Origin of the sequence: Streptomyces aquilus (genome assembly GCF_003955715.1) — a bacterium.
In the GTDB taxonomy this organism is placed as follows: Bacteria; Actinomycetota; Actinomycetes; order Streptomycetales; family Streptomycetaceae; genus Streptomyces; species Streptomyces aquilus.
In genome coordinates this window covers 5785512-5808172 of sequence record NZ_CP034463.1, presented here as the reverse complement: position 1 = coordinate 5808172, position 22661 = coordinate 5785512, and the positions used below count along the sequence as shown (strand labels likewise).

The following is a 22661-nucleotide window of genomic DNA, read 5'->3' as shown; positions in this document are numbered from 1 at the left end:
ACCATGACAGGCGACTGGCAGGGCGACGTACTGCTGGGAGGCATCGTTCTGCTCGGCTCCTCCGTCCAGTGGCTCACCGGCATGGGCTTCGCCCTGGTCGCCGTACCCGCCCTGATCCTGCTGCTCGGACCGGCGCAGGGGGTGGTGCTCGCCAACTGTGCCTCGGGGATCATCTGTGTCGTCGGGCTGGTGGGCGGGTGGCGGCGGGTGCGCCCGGCCGCGATGGTGCCGCTGTGCGTGGCGGCGGCCTGCACGGTGCCCGCGGGCGCCTGGATGACACGCCGACTCCCGGAACCTGTGCTCCTGTTGGTCATGGGAGGACTGGTGACCGTCGCCGTCCTCCTGGTCATGCGCGGCGCCCGCCTCCCGGCCCTGCGCGGCACGAAAGGTGCGGTTGTGGCCGGGGCGGCGGGCGGTTTCATGAACTCTGCGGCGGGCGTGGGCGGCCCGCCGGTGTCGTTGTACGCCCTCAACGCCGGTTGGACGGTACGGGAGTTCGTGCCGAACGCGATGTTCTACGGCGTGGTCGTCAACGCCTTCTCGGTCGCGGCGAACGGGGTGCCGGAGCTGAGCGCGCCGAGGTGGATCGCGGTGGTCGCGGCCATGACGGCGGGCGGCGTCATCGGCAGGACGCTCGCCTCGCGCATCCCCGAGCAGCGGGCCCGCCTGCTGGTCCTGCTGCTCGCGCTGACGGGCGGGGTCACGGCGCTGGGCAAGGGGTTGTGGGGGCTGTGATCAGTCCACGAACTCCTTGAGGGGCTCGGTGTCGAGGGTGATGTTCACCGGGTCGGGGAGCTGGACGGTGGCGCCGGCGCCATGCTCCGGAGACCGTGCGGCTGGAGTTCACCCATGGAAAGGTCCAGGTCAAGGCCGTGCCGGATGGCAACCACAGTGAGATTTACATGTGGCTTCTGGAGCAATGCATGCAGTTGCGTCCTGACCTCCGGCCATGGGGTGCGACGGGGACGGCAGGGCAGGGCTAGGCTGGGCGTAAGCCACGATCGAGGTTCCTTCGATCCGTAGGTCAGGCCCCGGAGCCGGTGTTCGTAGCACCGACCGGGGCCGAATTATTTGCTTGTTCGCCGCGAACCTAGAGCGGTAAACCCCACGGGAAGGGCTCGGGGCCCGAGGCTCAAGCTCCGGGCTGAACTGCGGAGATGAACGCCGACCAGGCGGGGGCGGGGATGTGGAGTTCGGGGCTGGAGGGGAGCTTGGAGTCTCGGACGTGGATTGCGGTGGCGAACGCTACTTCGACGCAGGCGCCGCCTTCGGAGTCGCTGTAGCTCGACTTGAACCAGTTCAGCTGCTCACTCATGGCTGATCCACCATCCGCTCGATGAAACGGGTCGACTCGCCTGGGCTGAGGGCCTGGGCGCGGATCATGCTAAGCCGCTCGATCGCACGACTGACAGCTTCTGGATCAGCCGACAGCTCGCTGCCCAACTGACCCTCCGCATACGCGAAGCGCTCGTGATCACGGGTTTCCAGTAGCACCAGAGGGCCCATGAGTGCCGCTGCCACCGCCCGCTCGAAGGGGAGCACCTGCACCACGACGTTCCACGGACGGGACACCTCAAGCAGGTGACGCAGTTCCTCAGCGCCCACCTGGGGAGCACGCAGTACCGCCTCGTAGAGAACGAAGCTCAAAGCCACTGGTGGCTTTCGGCTGTTGAGGATCGCCTGCCGTTCCACGCGGGCCGAGATCCGCTCCTCGACGGTCTCCTCGTCCAGGGGCGGGACGTGGTTCTGGCTGAGCGCCCGTGCGTACGCCTTCGTCTGCAACAACCCAGGGACATGCATGGTCTCGTACCACCAGAGACTGATCGCCTCCTTCTCCCGCTCCATGAAGTCCTGCGCCCGCGCCGGGAACTTCTCCCTCTGCAGGTACTCCTTGGCCGAGCTCAGCAACCCCTCCGCCCCGCACATGTCGTCCGCCACGTCCAGCACACGCGGCGTCGGCATCCGCACGCCCTGCTCCATGGCCTTGATCGTGTCCGGTGAGTAGTTGGACGCGGCGGCGAGTTGCTCACGGCTGACGCTCGCCTTCGTGCGCCAACGCTTGAGCTGGTTGCCGCTGTAGCGCCAGGCCACCGGCGCCGGCGGCGGGGAGTTGTACTGACCTGACACAGGACGCACCTCCGACCGATACACCCCGGCGTGTATCACCTCAGTCACTACCGAGCGTAGCCTCGCCGACGCCACCGTGTGACCATGACGAACGCAATCGACCCCCTTGAGTGGGTCCCCGCATCCGGCCACCAACTCTGTCTCGCCGGGATCCACTTCGACGCCGTACGGATCGAGGGGGTGCGTGGGGAGCGGGTCGCCGCGAGACTCATCGAGGCCACCGACGGCGACGCCGGGCCGATCGTGTGCGAGGTGCTCGGGTTCCGGTGGATGTACTTCCTGCTCGCGCCCGGCGAAGTGCGTGCGTACAGCTGGCCGTTGGGGGTGCAGCGGTTCGGCGGGAGAGGGTCGCGGACCGTCACGTACATCGGGATTCCGGCGCTGGACGGGAACACGTGGCCGCTCAGGTGGTACAGCGAGCCGACGGTTACGGCACCCTTCGTGGAGACGGGGTGCTTGCGGGCGGTGCTGGAGGATGCGGGGCTTTAGGTCAGGATTCCTCGGCATGTGCAACGGCCAGATTGTCGCGCACGAGCCGTGTCGTCGGGTGGTCCTCGCCCAGCACTCGGAGACAGGCGGCGAATGCGTGCTCGTACAACGGAATCGCCCTGTCCGGATCCCCTGCCGCCCGGTACGCGTAAGCCAGGTTGTTCCGCGAGAGCAACGTGTCCGGATGATCCTCACCCAACACCCGCACACGATCCGCCAACGTCCGCTCAAGCAACGGAATCGCCCGCCCCAGGTCCCCCACCGCCTCATACGCGGAACCCAGGTTGTTCTGCGAGGACAACGTGTCCGGATGATCCTCACCCAACACCCGCACACGATCCGCCAACGTCCGCTCATGCAACGGAATGGCCCGCCCCAGATCCCCCACCGCCTCATACGCGCCAGCCAGGTTGTTCCGCGAGGTCAGCGTGCGCGGATGATCCTCACCCAACACCCGCACACGATCCGCCAACGTCCGTTCTAGCAACGGAATGGCCCGCACCAGATCCCCCTCCGATTGATATGCGGCGGCCAGGTTGTTCCGCGAGGTCAGCGTGCTCGGGTCATCCTCACCCTTCAGTCGCGTGGCCGCCGCCAGAGAGCGCTTGAAGTACCCAATGGCCTGGCTCAGCTGCCCTTGCCCTTCAACGAAGCTCCCCGCCAGCGTGAGCATCAGGTCAATCTCGGCAGTGTCCTCCTCCGGGTTCACCACGTCGAGGAGCGCTTCGACGTGAGGGAGCAGGGCCCTCCAGGTTGGCCAACCTGCGACGTTTCGTTTGGGATCGTCCGGTAGCCCGACCAGCATCAGCTCCACGGCCCGATCACACGCAGCCCTGATGCGGTCCGGTTCGCGATGCGGATCACCTCCCGACTCCGACGGCGTTCGCGCCACCGTCTGGACCAAGCGATGCACGCCGATTCCCGCCTCGTCGAGCGTGATCATGTTGTAGTCGGCCAACAGCCCGAGGAGTTGTGCGAGGTCGAGCGCGTCCTCGGCCAGCGGCGCGAGCAGGGTGCGTGGAATGCCCGTCGGGGCGTACCACGCGGCGATCCTCAGGATCTCCACGGCCCGAGGGTCCCGTTCCTGGAGTGCGTCCAGGGTGATGCGCCAGATCCGGGCCACCGTCCGTGCGGGGTCCGAACCACCCGGCGCCGCGTCCGTGGTGCGGTCCGGGTGGCTGCGCAGCATGTCCCGGTACTCGGCGATCGTGATCCCGGTCTGCCCGATGAAGGCTCCCGCCTGTTCCAGGGCGAGGGGGAGATGGCCCAGGTCGTCCGCGAGCGCGCGGGCCTCGTCCTCGTCGTCGGCACCGCCGAGGCGGGAGAGAAGCGCCAGCGAGGCGTCCTCGTCCAGCACGGCCAAGGGGATCGGATCACAGACCCAGCCCCTCTTGTACCGGCTGGTGATCAAGTGGCGGCCCGCAGCCCGGAGTTGGCCTGTCCAGGCATACACGTCCTCCGCCCTCTCCGCGTTGTCGAAGACCAGCAGCCACCCCGGATGCGTCTGCAACCACCCGACCGCCCACTCGGCGGCTTGAGCCGTCGTGAGGTCGCCCTCCGTCTCCCCGCCCCGCAGGCGGAGCGTGAGTGCCGCGAAGCCCGCCTCGATCAGCTCAGGCGTGTCCGCGCGGATCCACCACACCATCCGGTACGCCCCCACGTGGTCGTGGGCGTAGTGCAGGGCCAGTGTCGTCTTCCCGACTCCGCCCAGTCCGTGCACCGTCTGGGTGATCGTCTGCGAATCCGCGGCCAGAGCACGCTCCAGGGCCGCCATCGCCTCCGCCCTGCCGACGAAGATCGGCGACGGCAGTTCCGGCAAGTTGTTCACGCCTCGCCGGACCTCGACGTCGTACGCCGTGCGCGCCCGCTCCTCATCCGCGGCCGTGACCTCCTCCGGGATCAGCTCCGCCCCGGCCGCCCTCACCTCCACGGCGAATCCCGGGCGAGCCGCCAGCGACGCCACCGACACCGCCGTCAACTGGTCGGCTTCATAGTCCCGTTGCCGGTCGGTCGTCACGACTCCGACGAGCCGCCCCCTCGCGAACAACGCCGCCCCCGACGCCCCCGCCCACCGCGACTTCTCGTCCGGCTTGCTGGGAACGGCGACATCGTCGACGTATGCCGTGATCAGCCCCTCGGACTTCAGCCCGGTCAGTGTCTCGATGTGGCCGCGGATCTCCTTGGTGTCCCGGAGACCGTCACGGACCTCCGACCGGGGGAAGCCGACCGCGACGCACCCCAGCCGCTTCTCCCCCACCACCGACCTGTCAATCCTGCCCCATCTGACAGGTTCGACGCCCGACAGCGCTCGCCACCCCGGGTCCGTGATCGCGACCAACGCCGCGTCGGCCTGCGGCTCCCTCTTCAGGTCAGGAAGCGTCTCCGGCCAGCGCACCTCAGCCGCCGCCCACGCCGCCCCCTCGTCACCCAGCCGCCGGACCTCCACCTGGTCGCAGCCCAGCACATTGTGAAGTGCCGTCAGGACCAACCCATCCGCAACCAGGTAGCCCGTCCCCGCACACTTCCCGACCGGATTCCAGACCTCCACGACCCGCCGCACGTCCACAGGCCAACACCCCCGTGCCCCCCGTTATTTGGGGCGTTCCCCCGAGTCGTCCTTGATACGCAGATCCGTCCCCTCGGCGTCGACCGGCTGGAGCGTGATCTTCACTCGGTTCGTCGTGCCCTTGGACCGTGCGAGTTTCGCCTCCGCGCTGAACGGCAGCACCAGGACCTTCGCCCGCGCCTCTCCGTCCAGCTTCACGTCCACCGCGAACTCGATCTCCACCGCGCCCGTCCGGAACTGGATCTCATCCCCCGCCCCGTCCCGCGCCGCCTGCCGCAGCTCGGAGCGGATCGCCCCGATCGCCTCCGCCAGCCCCGCCCACGCCTCGTCCGCCACCGAACGCCCCCGTCCCCGTAAACGCGTTGTGGGGCGCAGCGTACTCGCCGCGCCCCACAACGTACGGAAAAAGGAAAAAGGCGGTTACTTCCCCGGACGTACCCCCAGCGGTTCCCCGATCTCCTCCGCCATCACCTTGCCCGCCTCGAACTCCAGGGTCTCGTCGCCCATGCTCTGGTCGGTGTCCAGGCCGTCCAACTCCTCCAGGGGCTGGTTCAGGCGGACGTGGGCCAGGACCGAGTGCAGGGCGCGGAGGGTCGCCGACGCCGTCGTGCCCCAGTTGGAGAAGTAGGAGAACTGCCACCACCACAGGGCCTCCGTGGTGCGGCCCGCGCGGTAGTGGGCCATGCCGTGGCGGAGGTCGGTGATGACGTCCGTGAGGTCGTCGGAGATGCGGGCCGGGACCGGGGACTTGCGCGGCTCGTAGGGGTCGAAGACCTCCGAGTACACGTCGATCGGCTCCAGCAGGCGGGCCAGGTTCTCGCGGAGTTCGTCCACGTCCGGCTCCGGGCCCAGGTCGGGCTCGTAGCGCTCGTCCGGCACGATGTCCTCGTGCGCGCCCAGGCGGCCGCCGGCCAGCAGGAGCTGGGAGACCTCCAGGAGGAGGAAGGGGACGGCCGAGTCGGGCTCGTCGCCCTTCGCCACCTCGGTCACCGCCACCAGGAAACTCTCCACCTGGTCGGCGATCTGGACCGCGAAGTCGTCGGGGTCCTGCGCAGTGGCGTGCAGTGTGGCGTCAGACATCTAGGAGTCGTCTCCCCTCGAAGGCGCGGCCGAGGGTCACCTCGTCCGCGTATTCCAGGTCGCCACCCACCGGGAGGCCGCTGGCCAGGCGGGTGACCTTGAGGCCCATGGGCTTGATCATGCGGGCGAGGTAGGTGGCGGTCGCCTCGCCCTCCAGGTTCGGGTCCGTGGCCAGGATCAGTTCCGTGACCGTCCCGTCGGCCAACCGCGCGAGAAGTTCTCGTATACGCAGGTCGTCGGGACCCACGCCCTCGATGGGGCTGATGGCGCCGCCCAGGACGTGGTACTTGCCCCGGAACTCCCGGGTGCGCTCGATCGCCACCACGTCCTTCGGCTCCTCCACCACGCAGATGACGGAGGGGTCGCGGCGGGGGTCACGGCAGATGTTGCACAGTTCCTCCTGCGCGACGTTGCCGCAGGTCGCGCAGAAGCGGACCTTCGCCTTGACCTCCATCAACGCCTGCGCGAGCCGCCGTACGTCCGTCGGTTCCGCCTGGAGGATGTGGAAGGCGATCCGCTGGGCGCTCTTGGGACCGACGCCGGGCAGCCGCCCCAGTTCGTCGATGAGGTCCTGCACCACGCCTTCGTACAACGGACTGCCGTCCTTCCTGGGGTTCCTTACACGTACGTACGGTAGTTGGCGGACCGCCCTCTGAGGAAGGCGGGCTCGGTCCTGGGCCTGTCCTAGAACGGCAGGCCGGGGATGCCGCCGCCCAGGCCCTGGGCCAGCGGGCCGAGCTTCTGCTGCTGGAGGGTCTGCGCGTTCTCGTTGGCCGCCTGTACGGCCGCCACGATCAGGTCGGCGAGGGTCTCGGTGTCCTCCGGGTCCACCGCCTTCGGGTCGATCTTCAGGGCGCGCAGCTCACCGGAGCCGGTGACCGTCGCCTTGACCAGGCCGCCGCCGGCCTGGCCGTCGACCTCGGTCCTCGCCAGTTCCTCCTGCGCGTTCGCCAGGTCCTGCTGCATCTTCTGGGCCTGCTGGAGCAGCTGCTGCATATTGGGCTGGCCACCACCGGGGATCACGATCAGCTCCCGCTCTTAGGTCTGTGTCTTGTCCTCTGTCTTGAGCCTACGTGCTCCACGCAGGCATCGCCCCGGCACTCTTTCGAGTGAGATGACGACGAGTCCTATACCTGATCAAGGCCCACTTCCGGGCGGAAAAGAGGTGAAAGCCGTCCCTTCGCCACCCATTGGGAGGTAGGAAAGGTCCGGCACGTCGGCATCATGCGTCACACGTGCATTACGCAGCGTGATCAGTCGTGATCGGTCGTGGAGGGAGTGCCGGGTGGGTCAGCCGGAGATGCAGCCCGAGGGTCCGCCTCAGGACGAGCGGGGCGGGGAGGCGGCCGGGCCGCGGCCGGGCGACCTGACGGGGCGGACGTTCCCCCTCGGGGACTGGGGCGAGCCCGCGCCCCGGCTGGACGAGCTGTACCGGTGGGTGGAGCGCGGGGCGCTCGACACCGCCGCCTGGTATCTCGCGGACCGGGTGTGGAAGCGGCGGGGCGCGCGGGCCCTGCGGGGCGGGGCGGCGGCCGGTGCGCTCGCCGGGGCCTCGCTGCCGCTGCTCGACCTCACCGGGGTGGTCGGCTCCGTCGCGGCCTGGGGGTATCTCGCGCTGCTGCTCGCCGTCGCGTGCGTCGCGGTTGATCGGTTCTTCGGGGTCACGTCCGGGTGGATAAGGGACGTGGCCACCGCGCAGGCCGTACAGCGGCGGCTCCAGGTGCTCCAGTTCGACTGGGCCTCGGAGAGTGTGCGGGAGGTGCTGGGGCCGGCCGAGGGGACCGCCGGGGAGGCCGCCGAGCGGTGTCTCGGGGTGCTGCGCCGGTTCTCGGAGGACATCACCGAGCTGGTGCGTGTGGAGACGACGGACTGGATGGTGGAGTTCCGGACCGGGTCCGCGCCGCTGGGCATCCAGACGGCGGTGGCGGGGGCGCCGCGGGCGGACGCGAACGTGGTGCAGGGGAGGTTTCCGTTGCCTCCGGGGGCGGGGGGCACGCGGCCGAACATGCCTCGGCAGCGGCCGCCTGAGCCCAGGTGACGGGGAGCAGCCGGGTTGTCGTGCGGGTGCGTCGCGGCTGGGCGCGGTTCCCCGCGCCCCCGGGTGGGCGCAGTCACCCCGCGATCAGCAGCTCAGCCCCCACCAACACGTCCACCACCGCGCACCACTCCGCGAAGGTCGGCGCGACCACCCCCTTCAGCCTCTCCAGCGTCAGATGCGCCAGGTCCCACACCCCGTGGCCCAGCCATCCCGCCGCCACCACCCACCGCCCCACCTCCGGGTCCACCACCAGCCCCGTCACCGCCAGCGCCCCGAAGCCCACCACCCCCGCCGCCTGCAAGCCCCACGCGCGCGGCGCGCCCCGCAGCGGCCCCCACAGCAGTACGGCCAGTGCGATGCCGATCATCGCGCCCGCCGGTGAGACCACGTCCAGGGCCTGGAGGCCGAGGACGAGGACCAGGCCCCCGCCCAGCACCGGCCAGGTCGCCCTGGGTGTGCCCAGTTGGTTGATCACCACGTAGAGGAGGGGCAGCAGCGGCAGCACCTGCCCGAACCCCTCGACCGAGTCCGCCAACGTGTCCGACGCGCTCGCCGCCGCCTGGGCCGCCCAGAGCGCGAGCGCCGCGAACGTCGGCCAACGGCGGGTCAGCGGTGCCGTGTTGATGTGCGTCATGCCGTTCAGGGTCGCGGGGGCCGAAAAACGGCAGTAGTGCCGAGCACGCACGTCGTCGTATGACATCTGTCATCTCCCCGCTGCCACAATGACCGCGTGGACGAGGGGGCGGGGCTCGCGGGTTTCCGGCGGTACACGTGGTGGGCCGTGCCGGGGACCGTGCTGTGTGTGCTGGTGGTGGCGTACGGGACCTGGGCGCTGGACGGGGACGTGCCGCTGTGGGCACGGGCGCCGGTCGTGCCGGCGCTGGCCGTGCACGCCGTGGCCGCCGTCGTGCTGCTCGGCGGGTCGATGGCGGAGCGGGCGCCGGGCTCGCGGCCGCGCGCGGGATGGATCGTCACCGCCTGTCTCGCCGCCGCCGTGCTCGCCGTACCGCCGTTGGCGCGGCACAACTACGGGCTGTGGGCGGTCGCCCCGGCCGTGACCGTGGCGATCGTCGCGGCCGGTCTGCCCGCCGTCCCCGGCAGACGGTGGCTGATCGGGGCTGCCGTCGCGTTCGCGCTGCTGCCCGGCGGCGCGGTGAGTCTGGCCGCCGGCGACGGCGAGTTGGCTTACGCGGCCCTCTTCCCGGCCTTTCTGACGGCGTTCACCGTGTGGACCGTGCTCGGGCCGCTGTGGGCGTGGCGGATCGCGGGGCGGCTGGACCGGGCGCGGCGGCTGGAGGCGGAGCTGGCGGTGAAGGACGAGCGGCTGCGGTTCGCCTCCGACCTCCATGACATCCAGGGCCATCACCTGCAAGTCATCGCCCTGAAGGCCGAATTGGCGTCGCGGCTCGCCGAGGCCGATCCGCCCCGCGCCGCCGCCGAGATGCGGGAGATACGGCAGCTGTGCGCGGACGCGCTGCGGGACACGCGGGCCGTCGTGCAGGGCATTCGCCGTACGACGCTCGACGACGAGATCGCCAACGCCACCCGGGTGCTGGCGGCGGCCGGGATCGATGCGCGGATGTCGCTCGAACCTGCCGCGCGGGAGGGGCAGTTGGGTGACCCCGCCCGCGGTCTCCTCGGGCTCGTGATGCGTGAGGCCACCACCAACGTGCTGCGCCACAGCCAGGCCCGCACCGCCGAGGTCGACTACCGACGCGTCGACGACCGGGTCCGGCTGCGGATCGCCAACGACGGGGCCGTCACCCGTCCCGACAGCGCCGACGGCACCGGGCTGCGGGGGCTCGCCGAACGACTGCGGGGCGCGGGAGGGGAGTTGACCTGGGAGCGGGCGGACGGCGACCGTTTCACGGTGACCGCGACACTGCCCGTGCAGGGGGCCGCCGAGTGAACCGGCCCGACACCGCCCACCCAAGGGACCGCCGAGCGACCCCGCCCGACACCGCCCACCCAAACAACCGCCGAGCAACCCCGCCCTACACCGCCCACCCAGGGGCCGCCCAGTGATCCGGCTCCTCCTCGCCGACGACGAGGATCTCCTGCGCGGTGCCCTCGCCGCCCTGCTCTCCCTGGAGGACGACCTCACCGTGGTCGCGGAGGCCACGACCTCCACCGACGCCGTGCGGCTCGCCCTCGAACACCGGCCCGACATCGCCGTACTGGATCTGGAGATGCCGCCCACGGACGGGCTGCGGGCCGCCGAGGAGATCCGGGCCGGGCGGCCGGGCACCCACGTCGTCCTCGTCACCCGGCACGCCCGGCCCGCCGTGCTGCGCCGCGCGCTGGCCGCAGGGGTGCGCGGGTTCGTGCCGAAGACCACCCCCGCCGCCCGGCTGTCCGAGATCCTCCGGGACATCGCCGCGGGGCGCCGCTACGTCGACCCCGACATCGCCGCGTCCGCGCTGACCGAGGACGACTGCCCGCTCAGCGCACGGGAGTTGGAGGTGCTGCGGGCGGCCCGCACCGGGGCGTCGGTGGCGGAGATCGCCCAGCAGGTCCATCTGGCGCAGGGGACCGTGCGCAACTACCTCTCCGCCGCGATGTCCAAGCTGGGGGCCACCACCCGGCACGCGGCGGCCCATCACGCCTGGCAGCAGGGCTGGATCTAGAGGTCAGCCCGGTCAGGCCGGTCAGGCCGGTCAGGCCGGTCAGGCCGGTCAGGCCGGTCAGGCCTGTGGGTCGGGGAAGGCCACCGGGCTTCTGAGCCCCTTCGTGTTCACCGCCCGTACCCCGAAGAAGACGTTGTCCTTCGACAGGTCGACCTCGTACGTCGTCACGTCGCCGACCGGGACGACATGCGTCCACTCGGGCGCCGTCGTCTCCCGCCACACGATCTCGTAGCCGGCGAGGTCCGGTTCCGTGCCCCGCGTCCACACGAGCCGGGTGGAGTTGGTGAGCAGGGTCGTGACGATCTTCGCGCCCCTCGGGGTGCCCGGGGCCTGCGCCAGCGTCCACAGGGCGGCGCCGTTGACCTTGGCGACGCGGGCGGTGAAGTCGAAGTCGCAGAACTCGGGGAGGTCGCCGTACTGCTTGCCGTCCTCGACACGGACGTCCTGGTGCTGGTGGGCGAAGTCCTCGGCGGGCTCGGTGAAGCGGGCGGCGGGGTAGGCGCGTTCGAGGAACGGGATGTGGTCGCCGCCGCGGCGGTAGCGGTCCCGGCGGTAGACGACGCGGATGTGCATGCCGGTGGCGTCGTTGTCGGCCACGTCCCGTACGAAGCGGGCGAGTTGGCGGGTGGCCGAGTCGTTCTCGCCGCCCACCGAGCGGCGGATCGCGGCCTGCTCGGCGGTCTCCGAGGACGGCACGCCTTCCGCGAAGAGCCGGATGGTGTACGGGTCGCGGGTGCCGTCGTCCGCGGTCGGGCTGCCGACGATGTCGTTGGTGAACATGCCCTGGACGTCCGCCCCTGCGGCCTTGAACTGCTGGGCCAGGTAAGCCGATCCGAACAGGCCCTGCTCCTCCCCCGCCACCGCCGCGAACACGATCGTCGCGGCGGGTCGGCGTTTCGCCATCACCCGCGCCAGCTCCAGGACGACCGCCACCCCGGACGCGTCGTCGTCCGCGCCCGGCGCGTCGGAGGTGGCGTCCATGACGTCGGTGACCCGGGAGTCGTAGTGCCCGGAGACGACGTAGATCCGGTCCGGCGTCACCGAGCCGCGCAGGGTGGCGACGACGTTGGTGATCCGGGTCGGCGTCGGGATGCGCGGGCCCGGTTCCTGGACGTACGACTGGAGTTCCGCCGTCATCCGGCCGCCCGAACCGGCGGCGTACGAGCGCAGCTCCGCCAGCAGCCAGTCGCGGGCGGCGCCGATGCCGCGGGCCGGGTCGTCCTGGGTGGAGAGGGTGTGGCGGGTACCGAAGGAGACGAGCTTGCGGACCGTGGCCTCGATGCGGGCGGGGTCGATCTCCCTTAACAGTGCTCGGAGTTCACGGGTCGGGGGCTGGGCGGTGGCCGGTGGCCGGCCGCCGAGCGGTGCCGCCTCGGCTGCCCCGGCTGCCTCGGCCGCGCCGGTACCCGCGGCCAGCGCGGCCCCTCCCGTCACGGTCAGGACCGTTCTTCTGCTGGGACGCATGCACTCTCCCGGGGTCGGTGGGATCAGTGGGCTCAGTGGGTCAGGTGTCGTCACCCACACAACTCCTCTTGCCGCTCGCACGGAAGATGGCCGTACTCGCGGATCACGTCCTGGCTCGTGGCCTCGTCGAGGTAGGCGAGGAAGGCGGCGGCGAGCGAACCGGGCCGCGCGGCGCGGTGGGTGTAGGCGTACTCGACGCCCCGGTAGGGGTAGCGGTCGGTCTTCACGGACGGGGCGATGCCGTCGAGCGGCACGGTCCGCACGCCCTCGTGGCCCGCCGCGACGGTGAGTTCGCTGTAGCCGATGGCGCCGGGCACCTTGCTCACCGCCTCCAACACGTCCTGTGTGGAGTCGAGTTCGCAGCGCACGACGGATGCCGAGCGGTCGTCCTGGTGGACGCAGTCCAGTGACGTGCTCGGCACCCGCTCCCAGGTGCCGAGGACGCGCTGCTGGAAGGTCTGCCGGGTGCCGGAGTCGGCGTTGCGGCTGACGAGGGTGACCGGCAGATCGGGGAGGGCGGGGTCGAGTTGGCGCCAGCGAGTGATCTCGCCGCCGTAGAGCCGTCGTACGTCCTGTTTCGACAGACCCTGGGCGCCGAGGGCGATCCGGTCGTTCACGACGAGGGTGAAGGCCGACAGGGCCACCTTCTCGCCGTGCAGGCCCAGCCGGTCGCCCATGGCTCCGTCCGAGAAGGCGATGACGTCCTTCGTCCCCTCGGCGGCGAGTTCGGCGACCCCGGCCTCGCTGCCGCGCGCCTGGACGGTGATGTCGGCGCCCTCGCAGTCCTTCTCGTACTCCTTCGCGAGCGTCCTGACCACGGGCGCGAAGGCGGTCGAGCCGGTCACCGTGAGGCTGCCCTGTTCGCAGCCGAGCGGGGGTCTGGTGTCGTCGCGGGCGACGATGATGCCGGCGAGGGCGACGACGGAGAGCGTGAGCAGGGCGGTGAACAGCCGCGCCGGGCCGCTGAGCAGGGGCGGGGTCTCGTCCGGGGTCGCGCTGCGGTTGGGGTGCACCTCGCCCTCGCGCAGCCCGCCGGTGAGCCGTATCCCGCGGCCCACGTCGCCGCCGGACAGCAGGACGAGCAGCTTGAAGTGGTCGCCGCGGTTGAGCGGGACGCGGGGGATGCGCAGCCGGTTGCCCTCGTAGCCGAAGCCGCGTTCCGGGGTGAAGTGGTCCATGAGGTGGTCGCGGTCGGTGGGCTGGGTGACCGAGACGCCGCGGATGGTGCGGTCGGTGAAGACCGCGGTCAGGCCGTGCGGGGCGGGGCCCGTGTAGTCGTCGCGGTCGATGCCCTGCGAGCCGTCGTTCTCGACGCGGAGGAGGACGAGCGTGGCGTCGGCCATGTCCGGGGCCTCGTTGAAGAGCCCCAGACGGACGTTGGCCCGCCCCGAACGGACGTCGTCACCGATCGGGTTGTCCATCTGGACGCGGTACCCGATGCGCTTGCGGCGCGGCACCCGGCGCTCGTACCAGACCATGACCCCGGACGCGGCGATGCCGAGGACGGCGGTCCCGACGGCGACCAGGTTCTCTGCGCTCAGCCATTCCACCGACGGGACCGTACGAGCGTGCGACCTCAACGCCCTTACCGCGACGCGTACTCCGCGTTACTGCTTGGTGTACGTCAGCTTCTCGCCGTTGCCGGTGTTGACGCGCTCCAGGGTGCCGTCCGGCTTCAGGGTGATCTCGGTGGCCGCGCCCGGCGAGCAGGAGGTGGCGGGCTCCCCGACCGTGACCGTGGACGGGCCGATCTCCAACGGGCCGTCGCTGCCCGGTGATTCGGTGAGCGCGGCCTGGAACACGCAGTGGTAGTCGGGGCCGTCGGCGACGAGGGAGAGCACCGCGTCGCCCACCTCGCCCTGCTGAATGGTGAGTTGGCGGGTGTGGTGGCCGTCCGCGTTGTCGATGCCCGCGGTCCAGGTGCCGAGGTAGCCGGCGGGGACGGTGCCGTCCGCCGGGGCCGAGGTGGTGGGCGTCGGCGAGGGCTCCGTGGAGGTCGGCGAGGGGCCGGGTGTCGTGGGCGCGCTGGTGGTGGGCGTGGGCTTGGGGTCGGCCTGGTCGTCGCCGCCGCTGCTCATCAGCGCGTAGACCGAGCCACCGGCGCCGAGCGCGACGACCAGGGCGACGGCGACGAGCGCGATCGTGGACCGGCCGTTGCGGCGCGGGGGTTCCGGCTGCGGGTGCGGTTGGTTCGGGTACGGGGTGCCCCCTGGGCCGTAGGGCGGAGTGGCGCCGGGGCCGTACGGCGGGGTGGCGCCTGGGCCGTAGGGCGGGGTGGCGCCGGGGCCGCCGCTGTACGGGTTGAACTGCGCCGGGACGCCGGGCGCCCAGGGCTGCTGGGGGTGACCGTAGGCAGGGGTGGACGGGGGCGGCGGCGCGTACTGCTGAGGCTGCTGCGGCTGCTGCGGCTGCTGCGGCTGCTGCGGGTAGCCGTACGCGGGATGGGCGGGCGGGGCCGGCGGAGGGGTCGCCCCGCCGTACTGCCCGACGGCCGTGGGCAGGTGATTCAAGGGCGCCCCGCCCCCGGGCTGCCCGGGCCCGGGCGGCGCGTCCTCGGCAGCGGCAGAGCCATGCTCGGGCGCCACCTCACCGCCCAGGCCCTGAGCGCCTCCAGCTCCCTCGACGCCTCCGACACGCGCACCGCCCTGAACGGCCCCGGCCTGCCCAGCGGCCCCGGCCTGCCCAGCGGCCCCGGCCTGCCCGGCAGCTCCGAACTGCCCGGCGGCTCCAGCCTGCCCAGCGGCTCCAACCTGCCCAGCCGCCCCAGCCTGCCCGGCAGCTCCGACCTGCCCGGGGGCTCCGGCAGACCCAGCAGCCTTGGCAGACCCCGCAAACCCACCAGCCCCAGCCTGCCCAGCGGCCCCAGCCTGCCCACCAGCCCCAGCCTGCCCAGCGGCCCCAGCAAACCCAGCAGCCCCCGCCCCCGCAGCCCCGGCACCCCCGCCGCCAACACCACCCCCGCCACTCCCGTCCCCCTCCGGATCCTCCGTCTCCAGCAACCGCACCGCATGCCGTCCGAGTTGCGCCACCAGGGCGCTCGGCAGCCACGGGTCGCGGGAGCGGCCGCCGGAGACCGTGTCCTCGGCGCCGGTGCGGTCCAGGACCTGGTCCAGGGTCGGGCGGCCGGCCGGGTCCTTCTTGAGGCAGGCCAGGACGAGATCGGCGAGGCCCTCCGGGACCCCCTCCAGGTCGGGTTCCTCCTGGGCGATCCGGAACATGAGCGCGTGCACGCCACTGCCCCCGGCGCCGAAGGGAAGCTTGCCGGTCGCGGCGTACGCGAGCACGGAGCCCAGGCAGAAGACATCGCACGCGGGCGTGATCCGGTCGCCGCGCACCTGCTCGGGCGCCATGAATCCGGGCGAGCCGACCAGCGCGCCCGTCCTGGTCAGGCCCCCGTCGGTCACCGTCTCCAGGGCGCGCGCGATGCCGAAGTCGATGACCCGCGGCCCGTCGATCGTCACCAGCACGTTGGAGGGCTTCAGGTCACGGTGGATGATCCCGGCGGCGTGGATGTCCTTGAGCGCGTGCGCCAGCCCGGCGGCGAGGATCTTCACCGACCGCTCGGGCAGCGCCCCGTGGTCATGGCCGACGACCTGCTGGAGGCTCGGCCCGGCGACGTACCCGGTGGCGACCCAGGGCACCGCGGCCTCGGTGTCGGCGTCGAGGACGGGTGCCGTCCAGTACCCGCCGACCTGCCGGGCGGCCCGCACCTCCTGCCGGAACCGCGCCCGGAACTCCTCCTGCGCGGCGAGTTCCTCCCGCACCAGCTTCACGGCGACGGTCCGCCCCCGCTCCGACCGCGCGAGATACACCTGCCCCATCCCGCCGGCCCCGAGCCGCGCCAGCAGCCGATACGCCCCGATCCTCTGCGGATCCCCGGCCCCCAGCTTCTCCATCGCAGGCCCTCCCCGTACTCCCCCGACACGTGCCTGTGCGTGGGGCTCACGATAGTGCGGTCGTACGAGGTGACGGACGCCCCGGGTCCGACGGTTCCGTAACGCCGCCCCCACACCATCCGCGACCCCAAGCCCGACAACCTGTCGCGGAAACCCCCCGTCCACAGAACAGGACGCCGATACCGCTTCCGCATCGCGGACATTTACGCTCACCCGCATGACCCCTCAGCCAAACCCCGAGGTCGGCGCCGCCGTGAAGGCCGCGGACCGCGCTCATGTGTTCCACTCCTGGTCCGCGCAGGAGCTCATCGACCCGCTCGCCGTCGCCGGCGCGGAGGGGTCGTACTTCTGGGACTACGACGGCAAGCGGTACCTCGACTTCACGAGCGGCCTCGTCTACACGAACATCGGCTACCAGCACCCGAAGGTCGTCGCCGCGATCCAGGAACAGGCCGCAACCCTGTCCACGTTCGCGCCCGCCTTCGCCATCGAGGCCCGCTCCGAGGCGGCCCGGCTGATCGCCGAGCGGACCCCCGGCGACCTCGACAAGATCTTCTTCACCAACGGTGGCGCGGACGCCGTCGAGCACGCCGTGCGCATGGCGCGGCTGCACACCGGGCGGCCCAAGGTGCTCTCCGCCTACCGCTCGTACCACGGCGGTACGCAGCAGGCGATCAACATCACCGGCGACCCGCGCCGCTGGGCCTCCGACAGCGCCTCCGCCGGCGTCGTGCACTTCTGGGCGCCGTACCTGTACCGCTCCCGCTTCTACGCGGAGACCGAGGAGCAGGAGTGCGCGCGGGCGCTGGAGCACCTGGAGACGACGATCGCCTTCGAGGGGCCGGGAACGGTCGCCGCGATCATCCTGGAGACCATCCCCGGCACCGCCGGGATCATGGTCCCGCCGCCCGGATACCTCTCGGGCGTCCGCGAGATCTGCGACAAGTACGGGATCGTCTTCGTCCTCGACGAGGTCATGGCCGGGTTCGGCCGCACCGGTGAGTGGTTCGCGGCCGACCTGTTCGGGGTGGTGCCCGACCTGATGACCTTCGCCAAGGGCGTCAACAGCGGGTACGTCCCGCTCGGCGGCGTCGCCATCTCCGGCGCGATCGCGGAGACCTTCGGCAAGCGCGCCTACCCGGGCGGTCTGACGTACTCCGGGCATCCGCTGGCCTGTGCGGCCGCCGTCGCCACGATCAACGTGATGGCGGAGGAGGGCGTGGTCGAGAACGCGAAGAACCTCGGTACGGCCGTGGTCGAGCCCGCCCTGCGCGAGCTCGCCGAGCGGCACCCCTCCGTGGGCGAGGTCCGCGGCGTCGGCATGTTCTGGGCGCTGGACCTGGTCAGGAACAAGGAGACCCGCGAACCGCTGGTGCCGTACAACGCGGCCGGCGAGGCGAACGCCCCGATGGCCGCGTTCGGCGCCGCCGCCAAGAAGCACGGCATCTGGCCCTTCATCAACATGAACCGCACCCATGTGGTGCCGCCGTGCAACGTCTCCGAGGCCGAGCTGAAGGAGGGCCTGTCCGCGCTGGACGCGGCGCTCTCCGTGGCGGACGAGTACACGGAGTAGCCGCCGGGCTTTCCCGGCGCTACGCGGGTAAACACCGGGAACCCGAACGCGTAAGGTGGCGTGCTCGTAGACATACACGTGCACGCCACCCGACCGCCATCAGGGAGAGGCCCGACCATGCCCGGCAACGGCGCCGTGACCCGCAACACCCTGCGGCAGCAGATCGCCGACGCGCTCCGCGACGAGGTGCTGGGCGGACGGCTCCAGCCGGGGCAGGAGTTCACGGTCAAGGAGATCGCCGAGCAGTACGGGGTGTCGGCGACGCCGGTCCGCGAGGCGCTGGTCGACCTCGCCGCGCAGGGCCTCCTCGAAGCCGACCAGCATCGCGGCTTCCGGGTCCACGAGTACTCCGTCGCGGACTACCGCGGCATCATCGAGGCCCGCGCCCTCGTCATCGACGGCATGTTCAAGGCGCTCGACGACGGCCATCTGGGCCTGGTCGACGAGCCGGACGCCACCCGTATCCCGGCCCTGCTCGCCGGTGTGCGGCGGCGCGGCGAGGAGGCCCAGCGGGCCGCCGGGGCCGGTGACCTGACCGTCCTGATCGGCTATGACCTGCGGTTCTGGCGCGAGTTGAGCGCCCTGTTCGGCAACCCCTACCTCTCGGACTTCCTGCACCGGCTGCGAGTGCAGTCCTGGGTGTGCGCGGTGCAGCACCTGCGCCGGATGGACGACCTGCGCGGGGAGCTGTGGGCCGACCACACCGGGCTGGTCGACGCGCTGGTCCGCCGGGACACCAAGGTCGCGCGGGAGATCGTCGCCGCGTACAACGCGCAGTCGCTGGCGGTCATCGAGCGCATGGCCGGGGAATGAGCCTCGTGCGATGAGCGGGGTACCCGGGGTGTGGGTATGGGGACTTCACGACTACTCTTCCCTGACCACTCCGCTACACGGAGCTATGTCCGTCGTGCCGCACCGAGCTATCCGAGGAGCCCTCTTTGGCCTGTGACCTGTGGCTGGTACCGCTCGTCGACGTGTTGTGCCACACGCCCGACAACCCGTTCGCCGAGGAACTCGCGCAATACAACAAGGTGCTCGCCGAGGCCGGGCTGCCGCCGGTGCCGGTGTACCAGTACATGCCGGGACTGTCCGGCGAGGTCGCCCCGGTGGCCGGCTTCGACTACGACGCCCTGCACTTCCTGCGCCGCGCGTACCTGCTCCAGGTCTGCGGGCTGCCGGTGACGCCGGTCGACGAACTCGGCGGGGACTACGAGCAGTTGCTGGAGATGTTCGAGGCGACGGCCCAGCAGTCGCATCTGGTCTGGCACTACGACCACGCGGGCGCCTACGTCCCCGTCGACTTCCCGCATCCGCTGGCCAACGACGAACTCCTCGCGGGCGGCGGCCCCTTGGGCTCCGCGCAGACCCTGCTGCGGGAGCTGGCGCTGATCGGCCCGTCGATCGGCATAGACCCCGCCAACCCCCCGGCGGCCCCGCAGCCGCCGCTGGGCCCCACGGAGCTGGAGGAACCGGCCGTCCCCGCCCCGTACGACCCCAGTCCCTTCGCCCGGGAACGGCACGTCTGGCTGGGCCTGCACGCGGCGGCGACCCGGAGCCTGGCGCAGGGCTCGATGATCATCTTCAGTTGAGGTCCGCCGGGCAACGGCTCTACCGCAGCTGGGACAGGCCCTTCTGCAAGTCCTCGGCGTTCATGACCGGCGTCAGTTCCAGCTCGGCGTCGAGGTCCATGAAGAAGGGCTCGCCGGTCGGCGGCATCTGGGAGCTGTCCTGCATGTCGAAGACCAGGTAACAGGTACGGACCCCGTGGTCGAGCGTGAAGTAGGCGGCCTCGGGCTTGAGGTGCTCCATGGTCTCCTGCATCAGCTGGGGCAGTTTGCCGCTGCGGATGAGGTCGTTCGCCTTCTCGGTGTTCAGGGACGCCTTGAGCAGGACGCGCATCGCACTCACCTTCTTCTGTCGGCTGACACGCGCACGTTTACATCGTATGCCCGATATGTCGGTTCCTGTACTCCACGGGAAGGACACCGAACGCCTCCCCCGGTGCGACGCGCCCCGCAGTCGCCCGGCGCACGCTGGAACCCACCCGAAGGGAGACGGCGATGATCCTGGTGACCGGTGCGACAGGGCACGTGGGCAGTGAGCTCGTACGACGACTGGTGGCGTCCGGCGTGCCCGTACGGGCCATGACGCGGCGCCCCGACGAGGCCCGCCTGCCCGCCGGCGCGCGGCCGGTGTACGGCGACGCGGGCGACCCGGCGAGCCTGCCGGCGGCGTTCGCGGGCGTCTCCGCGGCCTTCCTGATGTCGGCCCAGCCGGTCGGCGCGGCCCCGGCCCCGACCCATGACCTGGCGCTCGCGGAGGCGGCCCGGCAGGCGGGCGTACGACGGCTGGTCAAGCTCTCCGTCCTGGACGGCGGCGCGGGCAGCGACCCGATCGCCCGCTGGCACGCGGCGGCGGAGGCCGCGGTCATCGCCACCGCCCCCGTCTGGACCCTGCTGCGCCCCGGTCGCTTCATGTCCAACGCCCTCCAGTGGGCGGGCCAGTTGAGCGCGGGCGACGAGGTGGCGATCCCGTTCGCGGACCGCCCGGCGGCGAGCATCGACCCGGCGGACCTGGCGGAGATCGCGGCCCTCGCCCTGACGACCGACGAACACACCGGCACGACCTACGAGTTGAGCGGCCCCGAGGCCCTGACGCCGACGCAGGAGCTGGCGCTGCTGGGCCAGGTCCTGGGCCGCGACCTGCGGGTACGCCCCGTACCGCCCGAGGCGGCCCGCGCGGGCATGGCGAGGTACGGCTTCCCGCCCGAGGTCGTCGACGCGATCATGCACCGCACCCTGGACGACGACCGCGGCGCGGACGTCCTCCCGACGGCGGCGAAGGTACTGGGCCGCCCGCCGCGGACGTTCGCGCAGTGGGCGCGGACGCACGCGGCGGCCTTCCGGTGAGGCTCAGAACACCGGCGTCCCGGCCTGCGTCAGCTTCCAGTTGGTGACCGCGAAGTCGGCCGGGTCCAACGCCCCCTTGGCCGTCACGTAGTCGATCATCAGCTGCCGGATCTCGTTGGTGGAGCTGTAGGCGATGTCGGCGGTGGCGATGTGCGGATACCCCGAACCGCCGTTGGCCCGGTAGTTGTTGACCGCGACGACGAAGACCTGGTCGTCGGCGACCGGGGCGCCGTTGTACGTGAGGTTCTTGATCCGGGAGCCCTCGGCCTGCGCGATGTCGATCTCGTAGTCGACGCCCGCCGCCGTGTCGTACATGTAGTCCCAGAACTTGTTGGCGTTGGTGAGGGTCGCGGTGTCGACCTTGGTGCCGGCCGGGACCTGGTAGTAGTACTTCGCCGCGAACTCCAGGTAGTCCTTGAGCTGGGCGCCCGTCAGCTTCTTGCCGTACAGGGTGTTGTCGTAGATGTAGAGCCCGGCGATGTCCTTGATGGTGACGCTGCCCTGGGGGATGTCGGCCGTGCGGCTGAAGGGCGCGGCGACGGAGATCAGCGGGAGCGCCGCGTCCGACGCCGAGAGCCCGGCCTTCACCGTCTCCATCTGGACCTTGTGGATGAAGTCCATGATCGGCACGTCCTTCCAGCAGGACTCCGCCGCGGAGAGGTCCTGCGTACAGGTGCCGACCGCCGTGTTCACGTACTTCACGACCAGTTCGTGGTCGGCCTCCAGGACCTTCTTGATCTCCGGGTCCTCGTCCACGTCCTTGGGGTTGAGGGTCTGCGCCGTCTTGCTCGTCACCTTCCACTGGCCGTGGTGGAGTTCGAGCTCGAAGTCGAAGACGCTCAGCCGGTAGCCCCAGCAGTACGGCTCGGACAGCAGCACCTCCTCACCGGTCTCCGCGTTCTTCACCGTGTACGAGGGCACCTCGACGTGCGTGTGGCCCACCAGGATCGCGTCGATGCCCGGCACCTGCTCGGCCACCAGGTTCGAGGCGTTCTCGACGTACGGGAGCGAGTCGCCCCAGGACGTGGAACCGTCGAGCCCGGAGTGATCGGTCAGGAACACCACATCGCATCCGAGCGCCCTCAGCCGCGGCACGTACTTCTTCGCCTGCTCCACCAACCCCGGGAAGACCATCTTCCCGCTCACGTTGTCCTTGTCCCACAGGGCGATACCGGGGTTGGTGAGCCCGAGGATGCCCACCTTGATGTCCGGCGCGCCCGGCACACAGATCCGCTTCACGGTGTACGGCTGGAAGGCGGGCTTCAGCGTCTTGGCGTCCAGCGCGTTGGCACCGAGCAGCGGGAAGTGGCACTGCTGCTCGAACTTGCGGAGCACCTCGATGCCGTAGTTGAACTCGTGGTTGCCGAGGGCGGCGGCGTCGTAGCGCATGTGGTTCATGGCGACGGCCATCGGGTGCTTCGGCGCACCTTTGTCGGTGATGGGCTGCACGCGCGCGAAGTAGTAGGCCAGCGAGGTGCCCTGGATGATGTCACCGGCGTCGACGAGCAGCACCCGGTGCTCGCCCTTGGCCGCCCGCTGCTGCTTGATGAGCGTGGCGACCCGGGCCACCCCGACGGAGTTGCCCTTGGCGTCGCTGTAGGCGGCGTCCTTGTAGTAGTCCCAGTCGAAGACGTGGCTGTGCAGGTCGGTGGTACCGAGGATGGAGAACGACCAGGTCTTCGGGGACTTGGCGGGCCTGTGCTCGGCGGCCTGGGCGGGCGTCGCGGCCACGGTGCCCGCGGCGGCGACGGCGGCACCGGTGACGGCCGACTTCTTCACGAACGCACGGCGGTTCATGGGGCTGACGGGCATGCGGTCTCCTGAGACGGGAGGAAAGGGGGCGGAGCGAGGAGTGAGCCATGCGGGGACTACACGCGTAGATGCTGGTCGTA

22 protein-coding genes and 1 pseudogene are annotated in these 22661 nt (G+C 71.0%); 10 read left to right on the top strand and 13 right to left on the bottom strand.

The window, feature by feature from the left end:
* Positions 1-3: 3 nt before the first annotated feature.
* A complete protein-coding gene (locus EJC51_RS26670; RefSeq protein ID WP_126273406.1) occupies positions 4-735 on the top strand; it encodes a sulfite exporter TauE/SafE family protein in 732 nt (243 codons plus the stop codon).
* Between the two features lie 95 nt (positions 736-830).
* Positions 831-965: pseudogene (locus EJC51_RS48850) on the top strand (Uma2 family endonuclease); the annotation flags it as partial.
* 167 nt (positions 966-1132) lie between these two features.
* Here the strand turns inward: EJC51_RS48850 and EJC51_RS26655 are convergent.
* Entirely contained in the window at positions 1133-1315 is a 183-nt protein-coding gene (locus tag EJC51_RS26655) for a DUF397 domain-containing protein (protein ID WP_126273405.1), read from the bottom strand.
* Positions 1312-2127, bottom strand: a complete 816-nt coding sequence (locus EJC51_RS26650; RefSeq protein ID WP_126273404.1) for a helix-turn-helix domain-containing protein — start codon at positions 2125-2127, stop codon at positions 1312-1314. The genes EJC51_RS26655 and EJC51_RS26650 overlap by 4 nt, the downstream gene beginning before the upstream one ends.
* Positions 2128-2205: 78 nt before the next feature.
* Between EJC51_RS26650 and EJC51_RS26645 the strand changes: the two genes are divergently transcribed.
* Entirely contained in the window at positions 2206-2616 is a 411-nt protein-coding gene (locus EJC51_RS26645; RefSeq protein ID WP_126273403.1) for a hypothetical protein, read from the top strand.
* Position 2617: 1 nt separating this feature from the next.
* Here EJC51_RS26645 and EJC51_RS49220 read toward each other — a convergent pair whose 3' ends face one another.
* From EJC51_RS49220 to EJC51_RS26620, 5 genes are all read right to left on the bottom strand, one after another.
* A complete protein-coding gene (locus EJC51_RS49220; RefSeq protein ID WP_126273402.1) occupies positions 2618-5182 on the bottom strand; it encodes a tetratricopeptide repeat protein in 2565 nt (854 codons plus the stop codon).
* 24 nt (positions 5183-5206) lie between these two features.
* Positions 5207-5518, bottom strand: coding sequence for a trypco2 family protein (locus EJC51_RS26635; protein ID WP_126273401.1), 312 nt, complete (start codon positions 5516-5518; stop codon positions 5207-5209).
* 84 nt (positions 5519-5602) lie between these two features.
* On the bottom strand, positions 5603-6262 hold the full coding sequence (locus EJC51_RS26630; RefSeq protein ID WP_126273400.1) for a DUF5063 domain-containing protein: 660 nt from the start codon (positions 6260-6262) through the stop codon (positions 5603-5605).
* Complete coding sequence (gene recR, locus EJC51_RS26625) at positions 6255-6854, bottom strand: recombination mediator RecR (RefSeq protein WP_059194093.1); 600 nt, start codon at positions 6852-6854, stop codon at positions 6255-6257. Before recR ends, EJC51_RS26630 begins: the two co-directional genes overlap by 8 nt.
* A 92-nt stretch (positions 6855-6946) precedes the next feature.
* On the bottom strand, positions 6947-7285 hold the full coding sequence (locus EJC51_RS26620) for a YbaB/EbfC family nucleoid-associated protein (protein ID WP_079309378.1): 339 nt from the start codon (positions 7283-7285) through the stop codon (positions 6947-6949).
* A gap of 262 nt (positions 7286-7547) precedes the next feature.
* Here EJC51_RS26620 and EJC51_RS26615 point away from each other — a divergent pair, with 262 nt between their 5' ends.
* A complete protein-coding gene (locus tag EJC51_RS26615) occupies positions 7548-8300 on the top strand; it encodes an SLATT domain-containing protein (RefSeq protein ID WP_126273399.1) in 753 nt (250 codons plus the stop codon).
* 73 nt (positions 8301-8373) lie between these two features.
* On the opposite strand, the gene EJC51_RS48270 is transcribed toward EJC51_RS26615, so the two are convergent.
* On the bottom strand, positions 8374-8934 hold the full coding sequence (locus EJC51_RS48270) for a hypothetical protein (RefSeq protein WP_165951246.1): 561 nt from the start codon (positions 8932-8934) through the stop codon (positions 8374-8376).
* Between the two features lie 96 nt (positions 8935-9030).
* Here EJC51_RS48270 and EJC51_RS26605 point away from each other — a divergent pair, with 96 nt between their 5' ends.
* Together EJC51_RS26605 and EJC51_RS26600 are read left to right on the top strand one after the other, a co-directional pair.
* On the top strand, positions 9031-10209 hold the full coding sequence (locus EJC51_RS26605; RefSeq protein ID WP_244362861.1) for a sensor histidine kinase: 1179 nt from the start codon (positions 9031-9033) through the stop codon (positions 10207-10209).
* A gap of 112 nt (positions 10210-10321) precedes the next feature.
* On the top strand, positions 10322-10927 hold the full coding sequence (locus EJC51_RS26600; protein WP_126273397.1) for a response regulator transcription factor: 606 nt from the start codon (positions 10322-10324) through the stop codon (positions 10925-10927).
* A 57-nt stretch (positions 10928-10984) separates the two neighbouring features.
* On the opposite strand, the gene EJC51_RS26595 is transcribed toward EJC51_RS26600, so the two are convergent.
* Genes EJC51_RS26595 through EJC51_RS26585 form a run of 3 tightly spaced genes read right to left on the bottom strand, consistent with a single transcriptional unit; the run spans position 10985 to position 16287 of the window.
* Positions 10985-12391, bottom strand: coding sequence for a M20/M25/M40 family metallo-hydrolase (locus EJC51_RS26595; protein ID WP_126273396.1), 1407 nt, complete (start codon positions 12389-12391; stop codon positions 10985-10987).
* Positions 12392-12441: 50 nt separating this feature from the next.
* Positions 12442-13941 (bottom strand): PstS family phosphate ABC transporter substrate-binding protein, encoded by a 1500-nt coding sequence (locus EJC51_RS26590; protein WP_126273395.1) that lies wholly within the window; start codon positions 13939-13941, stop codon positions 12442-12444.
* A 57-nt stretch (positions 13942-13998) separates the two neighbouring features.
* Positions 13999-16287 (bottom strand): serine/threonine-protein kinase, encoded by a 2289-nt coding sequence (locus EJC51_RS26585; protein ID WP_126273394.1) that lies wholly within the window; start codon positions 16285-16287, stop codon positions 13999-14001.
* Between the two features lie 217 nt (positions 16288-16504).
* On the opposite strand from EJC51_RS26585, the gene EJC51_RS26580 reads away from it, so the two are divergent.
* The 3 genes from EJC51_RS26580 to EJC51_RS26570 all read left to right on the top strand — a co-directional run bounded on the left by EJC51_RS26580 (position 16505) and on the right by EJC51_RS26570 (position 19449).
* Entirely contained in the window at positions 16505-17860 is a 1356-nt protein-coding gene (locus tag EJC51_RS26580) for an aspartate aminotransferase family protein (RefSeq protein WP_126273393.1), read from the top strand.
* A 117-nt stretch (positions 17861-17977) separates the two neighbouring features.
* A complete protein-coding gene (locus tag EJC51_RS26575) occupies positions 17978-18673 on the top strand; it encodes a GntR family transcriptional regulator (protein ID WP_126273392.1) in 696 nt (231 codons plus the stop codon).
* Positions 18674-18798: 125 nt separating this feature from the next.
* A complete protein-coding gene (locus EJC51_RS26570; RefSeq protein ID WP_126273391.1) occupies positions 18799-19449 on the top strand; it encodes a hypothetical protein in 651 nt (216 codons plus the stop codon).
* 19 nt (positions 19450-19468) lie between these two features.
* Here the strand turns inward: EJC51_RS26570 and EJC51_RS26565 are convergent, their stop codons facing one another.
* Positions 19469-19759, bottom strand: coding sequence for a DUF3303 family protein (locus EJC51_RS26565; RefSeq protein WP_126273390.1), 291 nt, complete (start codon positions 19757-19759; stop codon positions 19469-19471).
* A gap of 161 nt (positions 19760-19920) precedes the next feature.
* On the opposite strand from EJC51_RS26565, the gene EJC51_RS26560 reads away from it, so the two are divergent.
* Positions 19921-20769, top strand: coding sequence for an NAD(P)H-binding protein (locus EJC51_RS26560; RefSeq protein ID WP_126273389.1), 849 nt, complete (start codon positions 19921-19923; stop codon positions 20767-20769).
* 3 nt (positions 20770-20772) lie between these two features.
* Here EJC51_RS26560 and EJC51_RS26555 read toward each other — a convergent pair whose 3' ends face one another.
* Positions 20773-22581, bottom strand: a complete 1809-nt coding sequence (locus EJC51_RS26555) for a bifunctional metallophosphatase/5'-nucleotidase (protein ID WP_126273388.1) — start codon at positions 22579-22581, stop codon at positions 20773-20775.
* Between the last annotated feature and the right edge of the window lie 80 nt (positions 22582-22661).

Bases quoted from the DNA above. Each gene is read 5' to 3' on its own strand.
- EJC51_RS26670 (WP_126273406.1), top strand. From the start codon at position 4: ATGACAGGCGACTGGCAGGGCGACGTACTGCTGGGAGGCATCGTTCTG.
- EJC51_RS26655 (WP_126273405.1), bottom strand. From the start codon at position 1,315: ATGAGTGAGCAGCTGAACTGGTTCAAGTCGAGCTACAGCGACTCCGAA.
- EJC51_RS26630 (WP_126273400.1), bottom strand. From the start codon at position 6,262: ATGTCTGACGCCACACTGCACGCCACTGCGCAGGACCCCGACGACTTC.
- EJC51_RS48270 (WP_165951246.1), bottom strand. From the start codon at position 8,934: ATGACGCACATCAACACGGCACCGCTGACCCGCCGTTGGCCGACGTTC.
- EJC51_RS26595 (WP_126273396.1), bottom strand. From the start codon at position 12,391: ATGCGTCCCAGCAGAAGAACGGTCCTGACCGTGACGGGAGGGGCCGCG.
- EJC51_RS26585 (WP_126273394.1), bottom strand. From the start codon at position 16,287: ATGGAGAAGCTGGGGGCCGGGGATCCGCAGAGGATCGGGGCGTATCGG.
- EJC51_RS26580 (WP_126273393.1), top strand. From the start codon at position 16,505: ATGACCCCTCAGCCAAACCCCGAGGTCGGCGCCGCCGTGAAGGCCGCG.
- EJC51_RS26575 (WP_126273392.1), top strand. From the start codon at position 17,978: ATGCCCGGCAACGGCGCCGTGACCCGCAACACCCTGCGGCAGCAGATC.
- EJC51_RS26565 (WP_126273390.1), bottom strand. From the start codon at position 19,759: ATGCGCGTCCTGCTCAAGGCGTCCCTGAACACCGAGAAGGCGAACGAC.
- EJC51_RS26560 (WP_126273389.1), top strand. From the start codon at position 19,921: ATGATCCTGGTGACCGGTGCGACAGGGCACGTGGGCAGTGAGCTCGTA.
- EJC51_RS26555 (WP_126273388.1), bottom strand. From the start codon at position 22,581: ATGCCCGTCAGCCCCATGAACCGCCGTGCGTTCGTGAAGAAGTCGGCC.